We start from the raw sequence: 21091 nt of genomic DNA, 5'->3' as shown, positions 1-21091 counted from the left end.
TCACTTTTGTTGTTTCTGATCCTTGGCCGCACGCGGTTTACGCCGGCCTGCCTCATGCATATCAGACCAACGCTGACGCAATTCACCCAGTTCATCGCGCAATGCAGCGGCCTTTTCAAATTCTAACAGCTTAGCGGCTTCCTTCATTTCACGGGTTAACCGTTCAATCCGATTATATATATCCTCCGCAGTCATTTCTGCTGCTGCCGTCACACCTGTTTTATAAGAAGCTGTTGTTTCCGCCACTTGCGAAGACGTATCCGTGCTATCTTTACTGCGTCGTCCTCGCTTGCGACTTGTCGGCTGCTCTTCATCTTCCAGTTTCGTTAAATCAATAAGGTTCTTTACTTCTTTGCGAATCGACTTCGGCACAATACCATGCTCTTCATTATATGCTTGCTGTACCTTGCGGCGACGATTCGTTTCCGCTATGGCTCTATCCATAGATCCGGTTACGCGATCCGCATACATAATAACGCGCCCGTTTTCATTGCGCGCCGCACGACCTATCGTCTGAATCAGTGACGTATCGCTGCGCAAAAAGCCTTCCTTATCCGCATCAAGAATAGCCACCAAGGACACCTCCGGCATATCCAATCCTTCGCGAAGCAAGTTAATCCCCACCAGAACATCGAATACGCCGGCACGCAAATCGCGTATAATATCGGCCCGCTCGATAGTGGCAATATCGGAATGCAGGTATCGCACCCGCACGCCCATTTCCTTGAGATAATCCGTTAAATCCTCGGCCATTTTTTTCGTCAGCGTCGTTACCAGTACGCGCTCGTTCCGTTTTGTACGCTGATGAATTTCACCTAATAAATCATCCATCTGCCCCTTGATGGGACGAATTTCGATAACCGGATCCAACAAACCGGTAGGACGGATAATCTGTTCCGCAATATTGGTTTGCACTTCCATTTCGTAGGGTCCCGGCGTAGCCGACACGTAAACAATTTGATTAATGCGTTCTTCAAACTCCTCAAACTTCAAGGGGCGATTATCGAGAGCCGACGGCAAGCGAAATCCGTATTCAATCAGGTTTTCCTTGCGGGCTCGGTCCCCGTTATACATAGCACGCAGCTGGGGCAAGGTCACGTGAGACTCATCGATGAGAATCATAAAATCATCGGGGAAGTAGTCAATCAACGTAAACGGTGCTTCACCGGGCTTGCGATTCGATAGAAGACGGGAATAGTTTTCGATACCGGAGCAATACCCCATTTCCTGCATCATTTCAATATCGTATCGCGTGCGTTGCTCCAAGCGTTGCGCTTCCAACAAACGATCCTTCGCCTTCAGTTGTGCCAAACGTTCCTCCAATTCGGCTTCAATTCGTTGAATGGCCAGATTTAATTTATCCTTAGTCGTTACATAATGTGATGCCGGGTAGACAGCAATATGCTTGCGCTCCGCCACGACCTCACCGGTAAGTACATCAATTTCCGCCAGGCGATCGATTTCATCACCGAATAGTTCCACCCGTACCGCCCTTTCACTGTAAGCGGCCGGGAAAATTTCAATGGTATCCCCGTGAACGCGGAAAGTACCGCGGGTAAAATTCATATCGTTACGGCTGTATTGAATATCCACCAATTTTTTTAGAATGTCTTCGCGCGACTTTTCTTGCCCTAAGCGAAGAGACAATACCAAATCACTGTAATCCTCCGGATCGCCTAAGCCGTAAATACAGCTGACGGAAGCTACAATAATGACATCCCGTCGTTCGAAAAGGCTCATCGTCGCCGAGTGGCGCAATTTATCGATTTCATCGTTAATGGACGCATCTTTCTCAATATATGTGTCGGTAGAAGCAATATACGCTTCCGGTTGATAAAAATCGTAATAGGATACGAAATATTCTACGGCGTTATTCGGGAAAAAACTTTTAAATTCACTGGCCAACTGCGCCGCCAATGTTTTATTATGGGCAATAATCAACGTCGGCTTTTGCACCCGTTCGATAAGCTTAGCCATCGTATAGGTCTTGCCCGTACCGGTAGCCCCGAGGAGTACCTGTGCCCAATCGCCGTTTTCTATTCCCTTCGCCAAAGAATCAATCGCTGCCGGTTGATCCCCCATAGGCGCAAAGGGAGCCTCCACCTTAAACGGTGTAGGCTCGCCGCTGTAATTTCTGTGTATAGTAGGCGTCGCCATATTACTGCTCCTGTTCCGCCGGAACCTCCGTACGACTGGCCTGCAAGTGTTCTTGAATCATTGCGCGCTCTGCCGCGGTCAGTGTCGTCTTACCGGCTTCTGCCTGAATTGTCGTGTCTTGTCCTTCCAATACCTCAATAAGTAATGCTACCGAACGCTTGTCCAGTCCGCTTTCGTCAGCTACTTTAGCAGGTAGCTCCCATTCGCTGTCTTTAAAGGAAGCCAACCGCCCCTGCAGCTCGCGCCAATTTGCCAGTAACAGGCGTGTAATGGGGCGATATAATTCGCGCCCCATATACATAACAAGATCCGCAATGGTGGCAAAGGCTTCCTTCGGTGCGCCGTATTGGTTTACTTCGTTTTCACGTTCGCTATAAGCGATAATATCATCTCGTGTCATAGTACGTACATTCATTCTCTCTTTGTCCTTCTATTCGTCCTTACTAATTTTACAATCCCATACAACTCGTCTCGCGTACCTATGCCTTTTCTTTTATTTTATCTTACTCTATTTCTACGGCTGCTCTTCCGTCGTTTTGGCAAATAAGGCATTCGTGAAATCCTTGGCATTAAACGGACGCAAATCGTCCATGCCTTCGCCTACGCCGATCCACCGTACGGGAACCCCTAATTCCTCTTTGATGGAAATAACCACGCCGCCTTTGGCCGTACCGTCCAGCTTCGTAACAACAATGCCATTAACCGGCACGGCTTGGCCGAACAGTTTCGCCTGGCTTACTGCATTTTGTCCCGTTGTACCGTCCAGTACCAACAGCGTCTGATGCGGTGCGCCCGGTACCTGTTTGTCGGCTACGCGACCAATTTTTTTCAGCTCTTCCATCAAGTTTGTTTTGGTATGAAGACGACCGGCCGTATCAATGATGACTACATCCGCCTGTTTGGCTTTCGCCGAGGCCAAGGCATCGAATACAACCGCTGCCGGATCGGCGCCTTCTTTATGCTTTACAATGGGAACACCGGCCCGTTCCGCCCAAATCGTAAGCTGTTCGGACGCAGCTGCACGGAACGTATCGGCCGCTGCCAAAATAACCGATTTACCTTCTTCTTTGTAATAATGCGCCAGCTTGGCAATCGTCGTCGTTTTGCCTACACCGTTGACACCTACCACTAAAATAACCTCTGGATTGTGCAACGTCAGTTCTTCTTCCTGCGCACCCAGCATTTCGGCAATACGCGCTTCCATGAAAGGCATAACATCGCCGGTATTGTTAATGATTCCTTCCGTAACACCGCGACGAATTTCTTTCATCAAATACTCCGTAGTGCGCACCCCTAAATCACCGGTGAGCATAACGGCTTCCAAATCATCCAAGAAATCATCGTCAATCTGCGCATAACCGATAACAACGCGTTCTACGTTTTTTACAAATTGTTTACGGGTTTTTTCCAACCCTTTTTTTATTTTATTAAAAAAGCCTAAGGCCATTACATATCCTCCTTTACATCCTCTAAGGTTACCGTGAGCAATCGCGATACACCGCGTTCCACCATCGTTACCCCTTGCAATACATGAGCTGCCTCCATGGTTCGCTTACGATGAGATACCACAATGAATTGGGTATCCTCACCCAAGGTTTTAAGATACCGACCGAAGCGTTCTACATTTGCTTCGTCCAAGGCCGCATCCACTTCATCCAACACGCAAAACGGAGCCGGCCGGTAATCGAGAAACGAAAACAGTAGCGCAATAACCGTCAAAGCCCGTTCACCGCCGGACAATAAACTCAGCTGCTGACGCTTCTTTCCCGGTGGCTGAATATAAAAATCAATGCCCCCCGTCAAAATATGCTCCCGATCAGTCACTACAATCTGTGCCTGTCCACCGCCGAACAGCTGACTGAAAATACTTTGAAAGCGTTCGCCAACGATATCCAATACCTGCAACAGTTGATCGGTCATCGCCTTGTCGATTTCTTCGATTACTGTTTCCAGCTGTGCTTTTGCTTCGGTTAAATCATTTTGCTGCGCTTCGTAGAAGGCCAGCTTATTCCTTGCCTCTTCATACTCCTCGATAGCATTGGGATTAACGGCCCCCAACGCTTCGATGGCTGTGGATAAAGTAATATGTGCTGTCTTCCAATCGGCAACGGCACCATCCACGCGCAGTGCCTGCGCTTCCTCGCGGGTAAAGCCGAGAGCATCCAATTTTTCCAAGGCTTGCTCCTTCTGTACCTCATACTTTGCCAGCTGTTCGCGCATATCGCCTAAGCGACGCTGCACCTGGCGAAGACGATTTTCATTTACCCGTCGGCGCTCTCGTAATTCATTGACAGCTTGCTCACACTCTTTAATGCGTCCGTACATGGCATCCTTGCCCGACGCCATCGTCTGTATAATAGCGCGGCATTCCTTCAATGCTGTTTCCGCCTCGGACAGCGCTTGCGGTAACCGATGCTGCATTGCTTCGCTGGCTTCCTGCCAAGCCGTATACAACGGTTGACGACGCAATTCATAAGAAGCAATGGCACCCTTCTTTTCGTGAATCGTGCGACGTCGTTCGTCTTGTGCATTGTCTCCTTGCATAACGGCCAACTTCGCTTGACTCAACACTTCATACGCTTTTTGTTGGGCCTCCTGCAGTCGACTCAGCTCTTTCACGCGTTCCGCTTCGTCCTCCGCACTTTCCCCTTCGCTGTACAACGCTGTTCGCTGTTGCTCTGCATCCTGTAATGCCTGCGTAAGCTGAACTCTGCGCGTCTCCAATTCATGACGACGCGCCGTTTCATCATGATATACTCGTTCCTTGCGCTCCAACCGTTCCTTAGCTACCGTAAGTGTAGCCTCGCGACTCGCCTGCTGCAAATGTAAATCGCGATACCGCTCCGTCGCTACTTGCAAGGCTGTATCCGTTTCACTCAGTGCCGTTTCACAGGTTGCCATCTCTGCCTTGGCCGCTTCCAAGCGATGCTCCGTTACGGCGATGCGCTCGTCCAGTTGCTGTGCTTCTCGTTTGCGCGCCATAACGGTAGCCTTCCGCCGTTTTACGGCACCGCCCGTTAACGATCCGCCGGGTTGTAATTGTTCACCGCCAAGAGTAACTACGGACAACCGATGCTGGTATTTTTTCTGCAACCCTATAGCATGTTCTAATGTATCAACTACAATCACTCTGCCCAACAACTGTGCAAAAATTCCCTCATAGCGATTATCAAATTTGATACAATCAACAGCCAATCCTTGTACATGCGGTTCCTGCAGTGCCGGCGATGTAAGACGTCGCCCCTTCACCGCTTCCAACGGCAAAAATGTAACGCGTCCGCCTTGGGTTTCCTTCAAATACGCCACCGCTTGCGAGGCTACCTGCGACGTAGTGGTTACGACGTGATTGACACTGCCGCCGAGAGCAATTTCGATAGCCGTTGCATACGTGTCATCTACCGTAAATAATTCGGCTACGGCACCGGCCACCGCCTTACGCCACGGCAAGGTAGCTTTCAATACGTTTCGCGTACCTTCACTGTAGCCTTCGTACTGTTCGGCCCATTGTGATAACAGCTCCCGTCGCCCTTTATCCTGCTCCAAGCGTTGTCGATTCTGGCGCTGTTCCTTTTCCAAGCGGCGCATCGTTTGCTGGCATTCGCTCTGACGTTCCCGGCAACGGCGTCCGTCTGCTTCCGCCTCGGTTAGTTGTATCGTCAGCTGTTCATAGCCTTCGCGGATAGATGCGGTGTCACGACGCGCTTCTTCGATTTCCGTTTCCAAACGTTCCAAACTTTCCGTTAAGCGCCGATACTCGTCTTCCGCCGCCGTCACATCCGAACGATAGCTTTCCGCTTTCGCAATCAACGCCATTTCCTGTTCCCGTCGGGTCCGCTCCTTTTGTTGCGCCTCCATAAACGATGCTTGTCCGGCCGTCAAGGCTGCCGTAGCCGATGTATAATAGCTCTCCGCTTCCCGTTCTTTAGCACGCAGCAATACAAGCTCCGCTTCTTCGTCAGCCATCAGTTTCTCCAATAACTGCACCTGCTGCGAATCAGCTTCCCGAGAGGCATCCAATTCATCCAAGCGACTCTTTTTATCCGCCGCTTCCTTTTCCATGGTTCGCATTTGCTCGCACAACATGCGTACGTCTCCTTCGCATTCTGCCTCGCGGCGCTGTGCTTTGGCATAATCCTCTTCGCAGGTACGCAGCGCGGTACGCTGTTCCGTCAACGCCAGCTGTAACCGTTGCTCTTCCGCGCCGGTCGTCGCCTCCGTCGTTTGTAGCTCCACATCCTCTGCTTCCAACGCCAGCTTATCGTTTTCCTGTCGCGTAAATAAGCGATCCGCCGTGCGATACTCATGCAGAGTCAGCACGGCTTCATAGGTCCGTCGTTCTCGACTGAGGCGGTTATACTCGCGCGTAGCCTCGGCCTTCTCTGCCAAGCTTTCCGTTTGCTCCGATAGATTGGCCATTAAATCCGCCACGCGTTCCATATTGCGCGTCGTCGTTCCAATGCGCCGCAATGCCTCTTCTTTATTGAGCTTAAACCGAGCAATACCGGCTACCTCTTCAAAAATCAGACGTCGTTCCTCCGGTTTGCTGTTTAAAATGGCATCCACGCGATTCTGTCCGATAATGGCCATGGAATCCTTACCAAGCCCGGTATCCGCCAAAAGCAAATGAATATCCTTTAATCGACATGCTTGCTTATTAATAAAGAATTCGCTTTCCCCGGTACGATACAACCGTCTGGTTACGGCCACCTCCGCTCGCTCTACCGGTAATTGCCCGTCGCTGTTATCAAAGACTAAAGTCACCTCTGCCGTACTGAGCGGTTTACGCTTTTCCGTTCCCGCAAAGATGACATCTTCCGAACGCTGGCCACGCAAATTACGCACATTCGATTCGCCCAACACCCAACGCATGGCATCCGTAATGTTACTTTTACCACTGCCGTTAGGCCCTACTATGGCAGTCATGCCCGGTGAAAATTTCACTATAGTTTTGTCCGCAAAGGATTTAAATCCTCGTAGCTCCAAACGAAGAAGCTGCATGGCTACCACCTTTCCTACTGCTTGTACCTATGCACTATGTATTATCTTATCTATTATACCACATAGGCTATACCATCTATATACATTTGTACGGTTGTTGCTTCTGCCGTTCCCCATCGACGATGAATCGGGATCAAGCGTTGCCACGACCGACTACCCCATTCGCACCAGGACCATCGCACAGTATCATACAAGCTCTCCATCTGTTCGCGATTGCTGTTATGTAAACCGCGCACCTTTGAAGTAAATGCACGCGGATACACCACAACCACTGTATTCGGCTGTCCCCATTGTACTTGATGGCTTTGCAGAACTGCTTTCATTCGCATAAGATATTCATAATTGACAACCATTTCTCCCATCGCCGGTTCGTAAGGACCACCTACAAGACCGATGCCTTTATCAAAATCCTCTGTTGCCTGTAAACCGATGCGAATAGTGGGAATCCCTTTACTCTTCATATAGCTGTGTAAAAACGCACTGTAGGCGACTGCTTCTTCCGTAGTTAATGGTGTATATTCACCACGGCGCATCATATCTGCCAATTCCGTATCCTCCACCACTACTACCGGATAGATGCGAATAAAATCAGGTGCTAAGGCTGCCACCGCTACTGCCGTGGCTACCAAGGTATGCCAGTTTTCACCGGGCAGTCCCGGTAAGAGTTGAATACCTACGGTAAACCCTGCCTCGTTAAGAAGTGCCACCGCACGGATTACATCCTCTGTCGTATGGCCGCGCTTTGATGCATCCAGCATCGCTTGATTCATCGTCTGTACGCCTAGTTCAACGGTAGTGACGCCAAAGCGGCGAAGCCTGGCTATCACTGCTTTATCAATGGCATCCGGTCTTGTGGAGCAACGAATGGCTTGAATGGCACCGCGCTGCAATGCCTGCCAAGCCGGCGTAAGTAAACGTTCTTGACGCTCTGCCGGCAATGCTGTAAAGCTACCGCCGTAAAAAGCGACTTCCCAAAACGACTGTCTGTGGCAACTTGCCCCTGTCGTACAGTCCTCAATGGTGCGTGCCACATCTTCCGCCGTTGCCTGTACTTGTCCCGAAGCTATGCGATGTTGATTACAAAACACGCATTGCTGCGGACATCCGATATGAGGAATAAAAAAAGGAATCAATCCTTGCTTTGCCATCTCCCCTTCGTCACTCCTTCCTATCCTACGCACAACCGTATTCATCATCGGCTGTATTCAATCCCAATCATACTCTCTTTTACATTACTTTCTTTTACATTACTTTCTTTTACATTACTCTCTTTTACATCACTGTCTTTTACATCAACAAAAAAGGAGCGGTCTCCCACTCCTTTCCCTAATCAATGTGATGATGCCTGCTGCAGCTGCGCCAATGTTACCTGTGCAGCATGCTGCTCTGCTTCTTTTTTGCTCTTACCTGTACCGGACGCGTACCGATGCCCGTCAATGCGTACTTCCATACAAAATACCTTGTCGTGATCTGGGCCGGATTCGCCGATTAACGAATAGTGAATCTGGCGTTCGCCTTCCTGCTGTACAAATTCCTGTAATAGCGTTTTATAATCTTTACCTAAGGTACCCTTTCGAGCTTTTTCCAAATATCCTGCCAAATGACTCAACACAAACTGCGAGGCTGCCTCATAGGATACATCCACATACAGCGTTCCCACCAAGGCTTCAAAGGTATCCGCCAAAATCGACGGACGTTCGCTTCCGCCGGTGGCCGCTTCGCCGCGTCCTAATAATAAATATTTGCCAAAGCCCAGCTTCTTACTGCACGCTGCCAATGAAGTTTCACAGACAATCGCTGCTTTTGTTTTCGTCAGTTCACCCTCAGTCATTTGAGGATATGTTTTAAAAAGATACTCGCCGATAATCAAGTCCAATACAGCATCACCTAAAAATTCCAAGCGTTCATTATGCTGTACATGACGTGCCTTATTTTCATTTGCATAAGACGTATGCGTAAATGCCCTGTCCAGTAAGGCAATATCCGTCAAGGGTAAGCGCAAACGCGCCACAAGCTCCTGAAGCGAAGCCTCACGAGCCTGTAACGAGATTGTCTTATGGGTCCTGCGCCCTTTCAATTAGTCCTCATAGCGGCGTACTAACAATGTAGCATTGTGACCGCCGAAGCCGAAGGAATTGGAAAGTGCACAGTTAACCTTCAATTCACGAGCCCCTTCCGGAACATAATCAAGATCCAACTCCGGATCCGGATTCGTCAAGTTGATGGTCGGATGAATTTTACCTGTTTCGATAGCCATGGCCATAACAATCGCTTCGATAGCACCGGCGGCACCAAGCAAATGACCGGTCATCGATTTGGTAGAGTTAACGGCAATATCCTTAGCATGATCGCCGAACAATTCCTTAATAGCAAAGGTTTCGTTCTTATCATTCAAACCGGTAGACGTACCGTGCGCATTGATGTAGTTAATTTCGCTCGGATCAATACCGGCATCCTTAATAGCTAATTCCATACATTTACGTGCCTGTACACCACCCGGTGCCGGAGCCGTAATATGGTATGCATCACCATTGCTGCCGTAACCGATAACTTCTGCGTAGATATGAGCACCGCGAGCCTTGGCATGTTCTAGTTCTTCCAATACAACGATACCGGCTCCTTCACCCATAACAAAGCCATCGCGTTCGGCATCGAACGGACGAGATGCCAATTCCGGTTCATCATTGCGCGTAGACATAGCTTTCATAGAAGCAAAGCCGGCTACGGCTCCCGGAGATACAGCTGCTTCCGTACCGCCGGCAAACATAATATCGGCATCGCCGCGAGCAACGATACGGAATGCGTCACCGATAGCATTCGTACCGGATGCGCAAGCAGTTACATCCGTAATAGCCGGTCCGCGAAGACCGAGCTGGATAGAAACACGACCGGATACCATGTTGGCAATCATCATCGGCACTGCGAACGGACTTACGCGAGCAGGTCCCTTATTAAACAACGTTACATATACATCGTGGATGGAGTCGATCCCGCCGATACCGGTACCTACTACAGTACCGCAACGATCGCGATCTTCTTCATCAAGATCCAAATGGGAATCTTCCAATGCCATTACTGCTGCCGCAATAGCAAATTCAGCAGAACGGTCCATACGGCGTGCTTCCTTCTTTTCTACACCGTAATTGGTTATATCAAAATCCTTCACTTCACCGGCAATACGAGTGGCATATTCACTGGCATCAAAATGGGTAATCGGGCCAATACCGGATTTACCTGCCAAGAGTGCTTCATAAAATGCATCCTTACCGATGCCCACCGGAGTAACGGCGCCGAGACCGGTAATAACTACACGTTTTTCCAATTATTTCACCTCTTACATCTATCACTTACATTACTCTATTTCGGCAACCTGTTTCTTCAAACGGGCAAAAATCTCCTTAACCGGCAAGATTTCATCTACCTTGCGCATGTTATTGCCGGAAAATACCAATCCCGTCTCAACGTCACCTTGCTGTGCGCGGGAGAGCGCTTTTATAATACAGAACTTGTGTGAACAATGTTTCAAACAACGATCACATTCCGTCGGTGGTGGTACCGTACCGTCCAATACCGTTTCCGCAAACTTGTTGCGAATGGCCTGTCCCGGCAATCCTACCGGACTTTGAATCAATACGATATCTTCCGGATCCGTAGCGCGTACATACATCTTCTTCAATTCATCCGAAGCATTGCATTCCACGCTGGCTGCAAATCGGCTTCCCATCTGTACACCGTTGGCACCGAGTCGTAACATGTCCACGATGTCCTTACCGTCAAGTACACCGCCGGCACCGATAACCGGAATCTTCTTCACTGCTGCTACAACTTCCGGTACAATCTCACGCGAAGAGCGGTTTGTACCTAAATGTCCGCCGGCTTCACTGCCTTCCACGATAACCGCAGATGCGCCCAGCCCTTCGGAGATACGAGCCAACTTAGCAGACGATACAATCGGAACGATAGGCGTTCCGGACTCTCTGCCCATGCCGAACATATCACGCGAAAAACCTGCGCCGGCTACCACAAGGTCAATTCCTTCTTCTATAGCGGTACGAACCAAACCCGCAAACTGGGTGGCCGCCACCATTGCATTTATACCAATAATCCCCGTAGGTGATAATTTTCGTGCTAATCTAATTTCGTAACGTAATTCGTCAAATGGCATACCCGAGGCCGCAATAAGACCGATGCCACCTTCATTTGCTACAGCCGCTGCGAGACGAGCCGTAGATAATCTGATCGCCATACCGCCTTGAATAATGGGCACCTTAGCCACCAAATTGCCAATGCGAAGTTCAGGGAGCTTCACTATTAATTCCTCCTGTTGGGTGCATACCGACAGGAGGGTGGCCATACCACCCTCCATCGGTGCACAGTCTTACGCTTCTTTGATAGAATCGATATATTCTACCGTATCTTTTACTGTTTTAATTTTTTCAGCTACATCATCAGGGATTTCTACGTTGAATTCTTCTTCGAAAGCCATGATCAATTCAACGATATCCAAGGAATCAGCGCCTAAGTCATCGATGAAAGTAGAATCAATGGTAACTTCAGACTCGTCAACGCCTAACTGTTCCACAACGATCGCCTTTACTTTATCAAACGTGGTCATTGGGATTCACCTCCTTTCACATTGTTCTATCTATATATTGGCTTACATTACCATGCCGCCGTCTACATTCAGCACTTGGCCCGTAATATAAGACGCATACTCAGATGCCAGGAAGACAGCTACCGATGCTACTTCCTTCGGTTCAGCCATCCGATGTAACGGAATAGCCGCCAGCGTAGCTTCCTTCACCTTTTCCGGAAGCACGTCGGTCATATCTGTATGAATAAAGCCCGGTGCAATAGCATTTACCAAAATACCGCGACTGGCCAATTCCTTAGCACAGGTCTTGGTAAAGCCGATAACGCCGGCCTTGGAGGCACTGTAATTCGCTTGTCCCGCATTACCCGTAACACCGACTACAGAGCTCATATTTATAATGCGACCGCTACGCTGTTTCATCATCAGCTTGGACACCGCCTTGGTTACCAGGTACACCCCTTTAAGATTGATGTTAATTACATCATCCCAGTCGCTGTCCTTCATACGCATCAACAATGTATCGCGCGTAATGCCTGCATTATTTACCAAAATATCAATGTGACCAAATTCAGCCTGTACAGCTTCTACCATTGCTGCCACTTCATCCGCATCGGCTACATTGGCCTTTACCATAATAGCCTTACGGCCCAATGCTTTTACCTGATCCACCGTAGCCTGTGCAGCTGCTTCGCTACCGCTGTAGTTTACGGCAATATCCGCACCGGCCCGTGCCATTTCCAACGCTACGGCCTGACCGATACCGCGAGACGCACCGGTAATCAATGCTACTTTACCTGCCAAATGCATTTTATATCCCTCCTTGCAAAAATTCAAGTGTTTTAGCCAAGGATGCTACATCCTCTACATTTGCCAGCTTCATTTCTTTGTTAATTTTCTTCGTAAAGCCGGTCAACACCTTGCCCGGTCCTACTTCGACAAATGCTTCCACGCCACTCTTCACCATCGTATCCACGCAGTCTTCCCAAAGTACCGGATGCGCTGCCTGTACGACTAAGAGCTTTTTAATTTCTTCGCCGGATGTTACCATCTGGCCGGTAACGTTAGCTACCACCGGGATAGTTGCATCATGGATGGCGATTTTATTCAATTCTTCTTCAAGACGAGCTGCTGCCGGTTCCATCAAGCGACTGTGGAAAGGAGCGCTTACCGGAAGCATAACGGCACGTTTCGCACCGGCTTCCTTCATGCGTTTGGATGCTTCTTCTACGGCAGCGGTTTCACCGGCGATAACAATCTGTCCCGGGCAGTTAAAGTTAACCGCCTGTACGGAACCGACTTCACCGTCAACGGCTTCGCAAATGTCTACTACCGTTTCGCGAGGTAAGGCCAAAATAGCTGCCATAGCCCCTTTTCCGAGCGGTACCGCATCCTGCATATATTCGCCACGTTTATGAACAACATATACCGCATCCTTGAAATCAAGTACGCCGGCCGCAACCAACGCACTGTATTCTCCGAGGCTGTGTCCACCCACTACATCCGGTGTAAAGCCTTTTTCCTTTAAGACTTCATAACATGCTACACTGGCTGTAAGAATCGCCGGTTGCGTATTGGCCGTCTTCACCAATTCCGTGTCCGGACCGTCGAAGCAAAGCTGGGAAATAGAATACCCCAAGGCTTCGTCTGCTTCGGCAAAACGCTGACGCACGATTTCATATTCCTTATACAGGTCCAGAAGCATACCTACCTTCTGCGAACCTTGGCCGGGAAATACAAATGCTGTTTTCATCGGTACCCTCCTATGTTACTTGACAACCGTCTGCAAACCGCCAATAACGGATTCTGCTTCGGTAACAATATCCTTAATAATCGTAGCGCACGGCTTGATATCGGTAAGCATACCGGAAATCTGACCGATCATTACGCTGCCGTGTTTCACTTCACCTTCGATAGCTGCACGACGAAGCGTACCGGCACCGAGGTTTTCCAATTCTTCCTTAGGCGCACCGCTGAATTCCAGTTCCTGGTACTGGTGAGACAAAAGGTTTTCCAAAATGCGAACCGGATGTCCTGTAGTCAAACCGGTCATAACCGTAGAGCGATCCTTTGCCTTTAATACGGCTTCCTTGTAATTCGGATGTGCAATACATTCTTCGGATACAACAAAGCGACTGCCCATCTGTACTGCCTGCGCACCCAAAGCAAAGGCAGCTGCCATGCCGCGACCGTCGGCAATACCGCCGGCTGCGATAACAGGAACATTTACGGCATCAACAATCTGCGGGATTAAGCACATCGTAGTAATTTCGCCTACGTGTCCGCCGGATTCGGTACCTTCCGCAATGACTGCATCAATACCGCCGCGGAGCAAGCGCTTCGCCAACAATACGGAAGCCACTACCGGAATTACCTTGGTACCAATTTCCTTCAAACGAGGAATGTAGGTACTCGGATTACCGGCACCCGTGGTGATTACAGGTACGCGTTCTTCCAAAACCACTTCCATAACTTCTTTTACAAACGGCGACATCAACATGATGTTACAGCCGAAAGGTTTACTCGTACGTTCCTTCAACTTATGAATTTCGTTGCGGAATACATCCGGTGGCATGTGACCTGCACCAATGATGCCAAGACCACCTGCTTCAGACACAGCGGCTGCCAATTCGGCAGTTCCGAGCCATGCCATACCGCCTTGCAGTATAGGATACTCAATACCTAACAAATCGCAAATATCAGTCCTTATCATGATTTTCCTCCTTAGCACCATTTCATTACTAAGCCGGCCCATGTCAATCCGGCCCCGAATCCGGCAAATGCTACATTATCGCCTTTTTTCACAAAACCGGAGCGTACTGCCTCATCCAGTGCAATCCCTACAGATGCCGCCGACGTATTACCGTACTTCGGTAAATTAACAAATACCTTATCCTCGGATAATTTCAAACGATGCGCTGCGGAATCGATAATGCGCAGGTTCGCTTGATGAGGAATAAAGCAATCCAATTCTTCTAATTCCATATTAGCACGTTCCAGTGCATTTAGCACAGTCCGTCCCATAGTTTTTACTGCAAATTTATAAACTTCCGAACCGTTCATATGAATATAGGTCAAGCCTTCTTCTATGCGCTGATCGTTTGGCACCATCGCCGTACCGCTGGACGGAATACTCAAGGACATTCCGCCGGTACCGTCAGCCCCCATATCCATACCGCGCATGCCGTACCCTTCTTCAACGGTAGAAACTACGGCCGCACCGGCTCCGTCACCGAAGAGAATACATGTGCCGCGATCCTTCCAGTTCAACACGCGGGACAATACTTCTACCCCGATAACCAACACGTTTTTAAACATATTCATATTTACATAGCTACCGGCTGTAATCAAACCGTATACAAAACCGGAACAAGCAGCCCCTAAATCAAAAGCCGCCGCCTTGGTGGCACCCAGATTGGCCTGTACGATACAAGCCGTAGACGGAATGGCCATATCACCGGTTAACGTAGCCACGATGATACAGTCGATGTCCTCTGCCGTAAGTCCGGCCGCGTCCAATGCTTTCTTAGCTGCTTCCGTAGCCATGTCCGAAGCATTCATACCTTCCGGCGCAACACGACGTTCCTCGATGCCGGTCCGTTCTCTAATCCATTGATCGCTGGTGTCCACCATTTTTTCCAAATCATGGTTTGTCACCACATTATCCGGTAAAAAGCTGCCTGTACCGATAATACCGACCGGCTTAGTCCACATCGTCATAGGTAATTGCTCCTTCTTCTTCTATACTATGCTGAATATTCTCAATGATTTTGCGTTCCACCAATTCGCCGGCAATCTTAATGGCCGTCAAAATTTCCTTTGACCGCGAACTGCCGTGACAAATCATGAAAACACCGTTAACACCCAGTAATGGCGCCCCGCCGTTTTCTGTATGATCCAGCCGTTTCTTCAATTTCTTAAACACCGGATATACCAATAACGCACCAAGCTTTGCGAATAATCCGCTTTCTTTAATACCTTCTTTTAATAATTGCGTTACAACGCCTACAAGACCTTCCGCAAATTTAAGCACCACGTTTCCTACAAAACCGTCGCAGACAACAACGTCCACGGTGCCTTTTGGAATATCGCGGCCTTCCACATTGCCTTTGAAGGGAATCGTCTTAAGCTGCTCCAATAGTTTGTACGTCGCTAATACAACGTCATTGCCCTTCGTCGATTCTTCACCGATATTCAAAAGTCCCACCGTCGGGTTTTCCTTACCAAACATAAGTCTGGCGTAGTTATACCCCATGATGGCCCCCTGCACCAAGTGCTTTGGCTTACTGTTAGAGTTGGCGCCGGAATCGAGCATAACCGTTACACCTTCCGGTGTAGGAATCGGCGTTGCAATCGTCGGTCTGTCAATGCCTTTGATACGACCGAGACCAAACAACGCAGCCGCCACAGCCGCCCCCGTACTGCCCGGAGCGATAACGGCCTGACATTGTTTTTCCCGTACCAACCGTGTAGCGACTACGATGGAAGCATCTTTCTTCTTGCGTAAGGCAATACCCGGATGCTCGTTCATCTCGATGACTTCACTGGCATGGTGAATAGAGATACGCGGATTATCCGCTTCACCGTGTTCGCTTAACACCTTATGAATCTGTGCTTCATCGCCGACAAGGACGATCTCCATGTGAGGAAATGCCTTGACTGCCTCGATGGAGCCCTTGACAATTTCCAGCGGCGCAAAATCACCGCCCATAGCGTCTACTGCAATTTTCATCCGTATTACATCCTATTCTTTACGGGCTCCATGATAAACTTGGCCCGAAACACTTCTCTAACCTTATCCTTAATCGTCACCCAAATGAATGCTTTGTCACCGCGACGACGAACAACCTCTGCCTTAGCGACTAAATTACATTCCGCCGCAACAGGATTTTTATATTTTATATTGCCTACGCCGGCAATGGCGGCGGGAATACCGATTACCGCTTTTGCCAACGAATCGGCCTGGGCATATAAGAAGTGTGGTTCCACATACCCTGTGGCATCCAGCATATCCGCCGTAGTGTGCAACATACTAAGGCCTTGTTTGCCCGCTGTTAAATCGAGCAACTCGCCTACCACTTCTACCCGTTCGTTCTCTATTGTATCATGACTATGCTCTTCTGCCATAGCCTTAATGCGTTCTCGCAATTCGGGAATCCCCAATTCCAATCGATCCAGACGAATCGTTGGCACGCTTACCTGAAAAAAGGCAGCCAACTCTTCATCAGTAACAAAGGGCGTATTATTCAGTTTTTCCCGCAACTGCTGCTGGCGCTCTTGTTTTTTTATCCGACTCATGAGACCACCTTTTATGACCAAGTAATAATAGTTCATTCCAATTATATGCGACTATGTCCATTTATGCAAGCACAAATTTAACCTATGTGCATCCTGCCAAACAGTTATTGCGCAAAATGTATCCCCAGCTACTGAAAATATGTTTCAATTTCACTATAATGACAATCACAACAGCACACTGTTTGCGCAGCGTGCGCCACGTGAATTGTACTACATAATCCCTACGCTAAGGAGGTTTTATAATGAATAACGAATTACAAAAGAATTTTAAATTTACCGACACCGATCGCTTAACTACATTAATTACTATTAAAGATAAATACTTATCCGGCGAATACACTATGGAGGAAGCGCGTGCCCAGTTAAAAGAAAAAATCGGCACCTGTACACCGGATGAATTCGCGTACGGCGAACAACAATTAAAGGGAACCTACACGGACGAAGAAATTACCCATCGCATGGATGACCTGCTTGCCCTCTTTGACGGCATTCTCGTACGCGCCAACAATGAATTCCCCAAAAATCACCCGCTTTGGGTATACAAACAGGAAATCAATGCCGCCGAAGACTTGGCCCGCGAAGCGGAAGCACTGTTGCAGGCACCGCACTTCATCAAAAATCCGTGGCTCGGTCTCTTCGATCGCTTCCGTCAATGGCCTACCCACCTATCGCGTAAACAGAATCAGCTGTATCCCATGTTGGAACGCTATGGCTTTGATCGCCCCACCAAAATTATGTGGACCTTCGACGATACTGTACGCGAATCCATCAGCCGCGCCTACACGTTGCTGACCACAGACACTACGGATGAATTTATAGCCGCCATGCCGAAACTGATTGACGACTTCCGCGATTTGCTGGGCAAAGAACAAGAAGTCCTTCTGCCTACTGCCTTTAAGCTTCTCAGCGAAGAAGACTTTGCCGTAATGAGCCGCGGCGATCATGAAATCGGCTTTGCCCTCATCCCTACACCGCCCTTCTACGGCACGGTACCGGCGGATACTGTAACAACCGCCAACACCGAAACAAAAGCACCGGCGGGCTTTATGGATGAACTGGCTGCCCTTCTCGGCAAATACAATATCGGCACCACGAGCAAGGAAGAAGAGCTGGATGTAGCCACGGGCAAGCTTTCCTTGGAACGCATTAACCTTCTCTTCAAGCACATGCCTGTAGACCTTTCCTACGTTGATGAAAACGAACTGGTCAAATTCTACAGCGACACGAAGCATCGCATTTTCCCGCGCAGTGCCAATGTCATCGGCCGCGAAGTAAAGAACTGTCACCCTGCCAAGAGCGTTCACCTCGTGGAAGAAATTATCGAAAAATTCCGCAGCGGCGAACAGGACAAGGCCGAGTTCTGGATTAACAAACCGGATCTCTTTATTTATATCATCTATACCGCCGTTCGCGATGAACAAGGAAACTTCAAAGGCGTATTGGAAATGATGCAGGACTGCACGCGCATTCGCTCCCTCGAAGGCTCCCGTACCTTGCTTACCTGGGACGATGAAGTTCACGGCGATACTGCCTACGCCGATACCGCCGATAATGCTACCGACGAAACCGACAAAGCAGATACCGGCAAAACTGATACCGCCGAAGTGACGCGCACCGTGAAAGGCATTACGTTAACCGGCGATACCAAACTGTTTGACCTCTTCGATAAAGTCGACGGTTTGAAAAAACACATGCCTTCCATTCATCCCATGTTTACCATGCTCGCTACGCCGATGGCGAAAATGATGGCCGGCAAAGCCACTTTAGAAAAAGTATCCCACCGCAGTGGCATTCCTCTGTCGGAATTGATTCAGAAAATCGGCGATTATATCGAAACAAAATAAAACTAAGCATTTATCAGTTACGCCCTGTAATATAACGAAATACACTGCCTACTACGGATGCCAGAATAATTCCCACCAAGCCGCCGGCACTGTCCAACACCACATCCTGCCACATCGGTGCCCGGCCGGGGCTAAAGAATTGAAAATACTCATCGGTAGCAGCAACGACTATGCAAAGAAGCAAAGTGCCTATCCACCGTCCGTATCGACGCCACCCGATAACCAAAAACGCTATATAAGCGGTAATCCCTAAACACATAAACTCAAAGGCATGCGCCATTTTGCGCAGCACATGGTTTGTATAGGCTACCGACCAGTGAAATCCTAAATCGTTAAAGATCCATCGTACCTTACGGGTAATCAATAAGCTCAGTCCATCCGACACATCGGCCGATTGCCACGAATTATGCCAAATAGCCACGATAACCGCAGCCACTACGGCAAGGACTATCCATTTTTTCATCTATCGACGCTCCTTCCTTTTACTCAATACGCTTAGAGTACCAAAGGTACTTACATATGTAAAGGAAGTATTCCCTTACCGTGTTACCAAACTTTATGATATAATAATGTAGATTTTACTATTTACTGTATATTTACGTGTTAAAACTATTAGGAAGAGTGATGATATGAAACGTCATGTATTGTATGCGGCTGTCCTCGGTAGTCTCCTACTCCCTGCCGTAGCCGGTGCATCTACTACAACACCGGATGTTGCGGTAGACACTGTATACTACAACTACATTGAAAAACTAAGCGGTATGGGGTATATCAAGTCCATGCCGAACGGTGCCAAACCGTACAGCCGTCAGCAAATGGCGCAATGGGTAAAAGAAGCGGAAGCCAAAGCTGCCACTAAACCGATGCCGGCCTATTTGCAAAGCCAATTCAATGCATTAAAAGACTATTTAGCACCTGAACTGGCTGTATTGAACGGCGAAGAATTAAACAACCCCTTACATGTAACCTCCGCTACCCTCGGCTATGCCTATAACCACAGCGATCAGATGAACTATCGATATGTGCACAACAAAAAAGACGGCAATGTGCGCAGCAACGTGATTAACGGTCACTACCAGCCGTTCGGGACCGGCAATAACGGCTATGACAACGGCCGCGGTTCCAACTATTTGGCCACCTTCCGCGTAGAAGGCAACCTGACGAAGGACATCGCCGTGTCCGCACAACCGCGCTGGAGCTACGACAAGGACAACAGCGGTAAGCTAAGCCTGGAAGAAGGTTATATCAAAAGCGGTATCGGTGCTTGGGATCTCCTCTTCGGTAAAGAAGCCATGATTTGGGGGCAAGGTGCATCCGGTAATCTTTTGTTAGGCAATTCTATGAAACCGTTGACTACCTTCCGCGTACAAACTAAGAAACCGCAGAAAATCGGTGGCTTCTTCCGCTTCTTAGGCGAAGTTGACGTACATGCTTTCTACGGCGAACTGGAAGGCAATCGCCGCGATGTAGCAGCACAGCTGGGTGGCAAAAAAGAATTTGATCATCCGGGCCTGTTGGGATTACGCGTTGACGTAACGCCTACCAACTACTTCACCATCGGTGCTTCTCGTATTTCCATGATCGGTGGCGACGGCAATGCGTTGAACCATTCCGACTGGAGCGACTGGTTCACCGGTACTAACGCGTACTTTGATGATAAATGGAATGACATCGCCGGCTTTGACTTCCGCTTACGTCTGCCGGGCGTACAATTCTACGGCGAACTGTACGGTGAAGACCAGGCCGGTTACTTGCCGAGTCAGGTAGGCTATCGCTTCGGTACATACCTGCCTAACCTCGCCGACAACGGCGCATGGGATATGACATTGGAAATCGCCGATACCGGTCGCAACTGGTATCGTCACGGTACCTTCCAAAACGGTTGGACCTACAGCGGTCACATTCTCGGTGACCCCATGGGACGCGAAGCCCGCTCCTACTATGCACGGGTAAATCATTACCTGCCGAATGAAACCACCCTTGGTCTTTACGCCAAACGTACCGAAATGGAACGGGACATCGCCAACCATCCTATCGTTAACGAAGTAGCCTTGACCGGTCAATACAAACTTCGCAGCGACGTATACCTCCGCGGTACCTTGGGATATGCTCAGGTAAAACATGCGGAAGGAACAAACACCTCCGACAATTCCGTGTTTGCCGGCACCACCGTTGAATGGATGTTCTAAGGGTATTCCTGCAT

Annotated in this window: 18 protein-coding genes; 2 read left to right on the top strand and 16 right to left on the bottom strand. The window is 49.0% G+C overall.

All coding sequences use genetic code 11. The features are described 5' to 3' along the window. The 15 genes from uvrB to fapR form a co-directional block, all read right to left on the bottom strand. The gene (gene uvrB, locus G344_RS0107990) at positions 1 to 2157 is read right to left on the bottom strand and encodes an excinuclease ABC subunit UvrB (RefSeq protein ID WP_028255738.1); all 2157 of its coding nucleotides are present in this window, start codon (positions 2155 to 2157) and stop codon (positions 1 to 3) included. A 1-nt stretch (position 2158) separates the two neighbouring features. Then, the gene (locus tag G344_RS11095; protein WP_051245875.1) at positions 2159 to 2572 is read right to left on the bottom strand and encodes a hypothetical protein; all 414 of its coding nucleotides are present in this window, start codon (positions 2570 to 2572) and stop codon (positions 2159 to 2161) included. A gap of 99 nt (positions 2573 to 2671) precedes the next feature. Then, positions 2672 to 3604: a signal recognition particle-docking protein FtsY gene (gene ftsY, locus G344_RS0107980; RefSeq protein ID WP_028255737.1), complete on the bottom strand. Its 933-nt coding sequence runs from the start codon at positions 3602 to 3604 to the stop codon at positions 2672 to 2674. Further along, positions 3604 to 7155 (bottom strand): chromosome segregation protein SMC, encoded by a 3552-nt coding sequence (gene smc / locus G344_RS0107975; protein ID WP_028255736.1) that lies wholly within the window; start codon positions 7153 to 7155, stop codon positions 3604 to 3606. Before smc ends, ftsY begins: the two co-directional genes overlap by 1 nt. Before the next feature lie 53 nt (positions 7156 to 7208). Then, positions 7209 to 8303, bottom strand: coding sequence for an elongator complex protein 3 (locus tag G344_RS11090; protein WP_051245874.1), 1095 nt, complete (start codon positions 8301 to 8303; stop codon positions 7209 to 7211). 182 nt (positions 8304 to 8485) lie between these two features. Next, entirely contained in the window at positions 8486 to 9232 is a 747-nt protein-coding gene (gene rnc / locus G344_RS0107965) for a ribonuclease III (protein WP_051245873.1), read from the bottom strand. Then, complete coding sequence (gene fabF, locus G344_RS0107960) at positions 9233 to 10477, bottom strand: beta-ketoacyl-ACP synthase II (RefSeq protein ID WP_028255734.1); 1245 nt, start codon at positions 10475 to 10477, stop codon at positions 9233 to 9235. A 30-nt stretch (positions 10478 to 10507) separates the two neighbouring features. Continuing rightward, positions 10508 to 11464: an NAD(P)H-dependent flavin oxidoreductase gene (locus G344_RS0107955; RefSeq protein ID WP_028255733.1), complete on the bottom strand. Its 957-nt coding sequence runs from the start codon at positions 11462 to 11464 to the stop codon at positions 10508 to 10510. Between the two features lie 69 nt (positions 11465 to 11533). Next, positions 11534 to 11770 carry an acyl carrier protein gene (locus G344_RS0107950; protein WP_028255732.1) on the bottom strand — a complete coding sequence of 79 codons (237 nt, stop codon included), beginning with the start codon at positions 11768 to 11770 and terminating at the stop codon, positions 11534 to 11536. A gap of 42 nt (positions 11771 to 11812) precedes the next feature. Then, positions 11813 to 12556, bottom strand: coding sequence for a 3-oxoacyl-[acyl-carrier-protein] reductase (gene fabG / locus G344_RS0107945; RefSeq protein ID WP_028255731.1), 744 nt, complete (start codon positions 12554 to 12556; stop codon positions 11813 to 11815). A 1-nt stretch (position 12557) separates the two neighbouring features. After that, positions 12558 to 13499 (bottom strand): ACP S-malonyltransferase, encoded by a 942-nt coding sequence (gene fabD, locus G344_RS0107940; protein WP_028255730.1) that lies wholly within the window; start codon positions 13497 to 13499, stop codon positions 12558 to 12560. 15 nt (positions 13500 to 13514) lie between these two features. Continuing rightward, a complete protein-coding gene (gene fabK / locus G344_RS0107935) occupies positions 13515 to 14459 on the bottom strand; it encodes an enoyl-[acyl-carrier-protein] reductase FabK (protein WP_028255729.1) in 945 nt (314 codons plus the stop codon). 11 nt (positions 14460 to 14470) lie between these two features. Then, positions 14471 to 15466: a beta-ketoacyl-ACP synthase III gene (locus G344_RS0107930; RefSeq protein WP_028255728.1), complete on the bottom strand. Its 996-nt coding sequence runs from the start codon at positions 15464 to 15466 to the stop codon at positions 14471 to 14473. Further along, on the bottom strand, positions 15450 to 16478 hold the full coding sequence (gene plsX / locus G344_RS0107925) for a phosphate acyltransferase PlsX (RefSeq protein ID WP_028255727.1): 1029 nt from the start codon (positions 16476 to 16478) through the stop codon (positions 15450 to 15452). The genes G344_RS0107930 and plsX overlap by 17 nt, the downstream gene beginning before the upstream one ends. A 5-nt stretch (positions 16479 to 16483) precedes the next feature. Further along, positions 16484 to 17044 carry a transcription factor FapR gene (fapR, locus tag G344_RS0107920; protein ID WP_028255726.1) on the bottom strand — a complete coding sequence of 187 codons (561 nt, stop codon included), beginning with the start codon at positions 17042 to 17044 and terminating at the stop codon, positions 16484 to 16486. Positions 17045 to 17286: 242 nt separating this feature from the next. On the opposite strand from fapR, the gene G344_RS0107915 reads away from it, so the two are divergent. Then, positions 17287 to 18888 (top strand): DUF438 domain-containing protein, encoded by a 1602-nt coding sequence (locus G344_RS0107915; RefSeq protein WP_028255725.1) that lies wholly within the window; start codon positions 17287 to 17289, stop codon positions 18886 to 18888. Positions 18889 to 18901: 13 nt separating this feature from the next. On the opposite strand, the gene G344_RS11565 is transcribed toward G344_RS0107915, so the two are convergent. Continuing rightward, positions 18902 to 19351, bottom strand: a complete 450-nt coding sequence (locus G344_RS11565; protein WP_051245872.1) for a VanZ family protein — start codon at positions 19349 to 19351, stop codon at positions 18902 to 18904. 166 nt (positions 19352 to 19517) lie between these two features. On the opposite strand from G344_RS11565, the gene G344_RS0107905 reads away from it, so the two are divergent. Beyond that, positions 19518 to 21077 carry a capsule assembly Wzi family protein gene (locus tag G344_RS0107905; protein ID WP_028255724.1) on the top strand — a complete coding sequence of 520 codons (1560 nt, stop codon included), beginning with the start codon at positions 19518 to 19520 and terminating at the stop codon, positions 21075 to 21077. The last annotated feature ends 14 nt before the right edge of the window (positions 21078 to 21091 follow it).

Origin of the sequence: Veillonella magna DSM 19857, from assembly GCF_000428745.1 — a bacterium.
Lineage (GTDB): Bacteria > Bacillota > Negativicutes > Veillonellales > Veillonellaceae > Veillonella_A > Veillonella_A magna.
Note: the sequence above shows the minus strand (reverse complement) of the source record. Positions and strands in the feature narration are given on the sequence as shown.

Bases quoted from the DNA above. Each gene is read 5' to 3' on its own strand.
- plsX (WP_028255727.1), bottom strand. From the start codon at position 16,478: ATGAAAATTGCAGTAGACGCTATGGGCGGTGATTTTGCGCCGCTGGAA.
- G344_RS11090 (WP_051245874.1), bottom strand. From the start codon at position 8,303: ATGGCAAAGCAAGGATTGATTCCTTTTTTTATTCCTCATATCGGATGT.
- fapR (WP_028255726.1), bottom strand. From the start codon at position 17,044: ATGAGTCGGATAAAAAAACAAGAGCGCCAGCAGCAGTTGCGGGAAAAA.
- fabG (WP_028255731.1), bottom strand. From the start codon at position 12,556: ATGCATTTGGCAGGTAAAGTAGCATTGATTACCGGTGCGTCTCGCGGT.
- uvrB (WP_028255738.1), bottom strand. From the start codon at position 2,157: ATGGCGACGCCTACTATACACAGAAATTACAGCGGCGAGCCTACACCG.
- G344_RS0107950 (WP_028255732.1), bottom strand. From the start codon at position 11,770: ATGACCACGTTTGATAAAGTAAAGGCGATCGTTGTGGAACAGTTAGGC.
- G344_RS0107930 (WP_028255728.1), bottom strand. From the start codon at position 15,466: ATGACGATGTGGACTAAGCCGGTCGGTATTATCGGTACAGGCAGCTTT.
- smc (WP_028255736.1), bottom strand. From the start codon at position 7,155: ATGCAGCTTCTTCGTTTGGAGCTACGAGGATTTAAATCCTTTGCGGAC.
- ftsY (WP_028255737.1), bottom strand. From the start codon at position 3,604: ATGGCCTTAGGCTTTTTTAATAAAATAAAAAAAGGGTTGGAAAAAACC.
- G344_RS11565 (WP_051245872.1), bottom strand. From the start codon at position 19,351: ATGAAAAAATGGATAGTCCTTGCCGTAGTGGCTGCGGTTATCGTGGCT.
- G344_RS0107915 (WP_028255725.1), top strand. From the start codon at position 17,287: ATGAATAACGAATTACAAAAGAATTTTAAATTTACCGACACCGATCGC.
- fabD (WP_028255730.1), bottom strand. From the start codon at position 13,499: ATGAAAACAGCATTTGTATTTCCCGGCCAAGGTTCGCAGAAGGTAGGT.
- fabK (WP_028255729.1), bottom strand. From the start codon at position 14,459: ATGATAAGGACTGATATTTGCGATTTGTTAGGTATTGAGTATCCTATA.
- G344_RS11095 (WP_051245875.1), bottom strand. From the start codon at position 2,572: ATGAATGTACGTACTATGACACGAGATGATATTATCGCTTATAGCGAA.
- G344_RS0107905 (WP_028255724.1), top strand. From the start codon at position 19,518: ATGAAACGTCATGTATTGTATGCGGCTGTCCTCGGTAGTCTCCTACTC.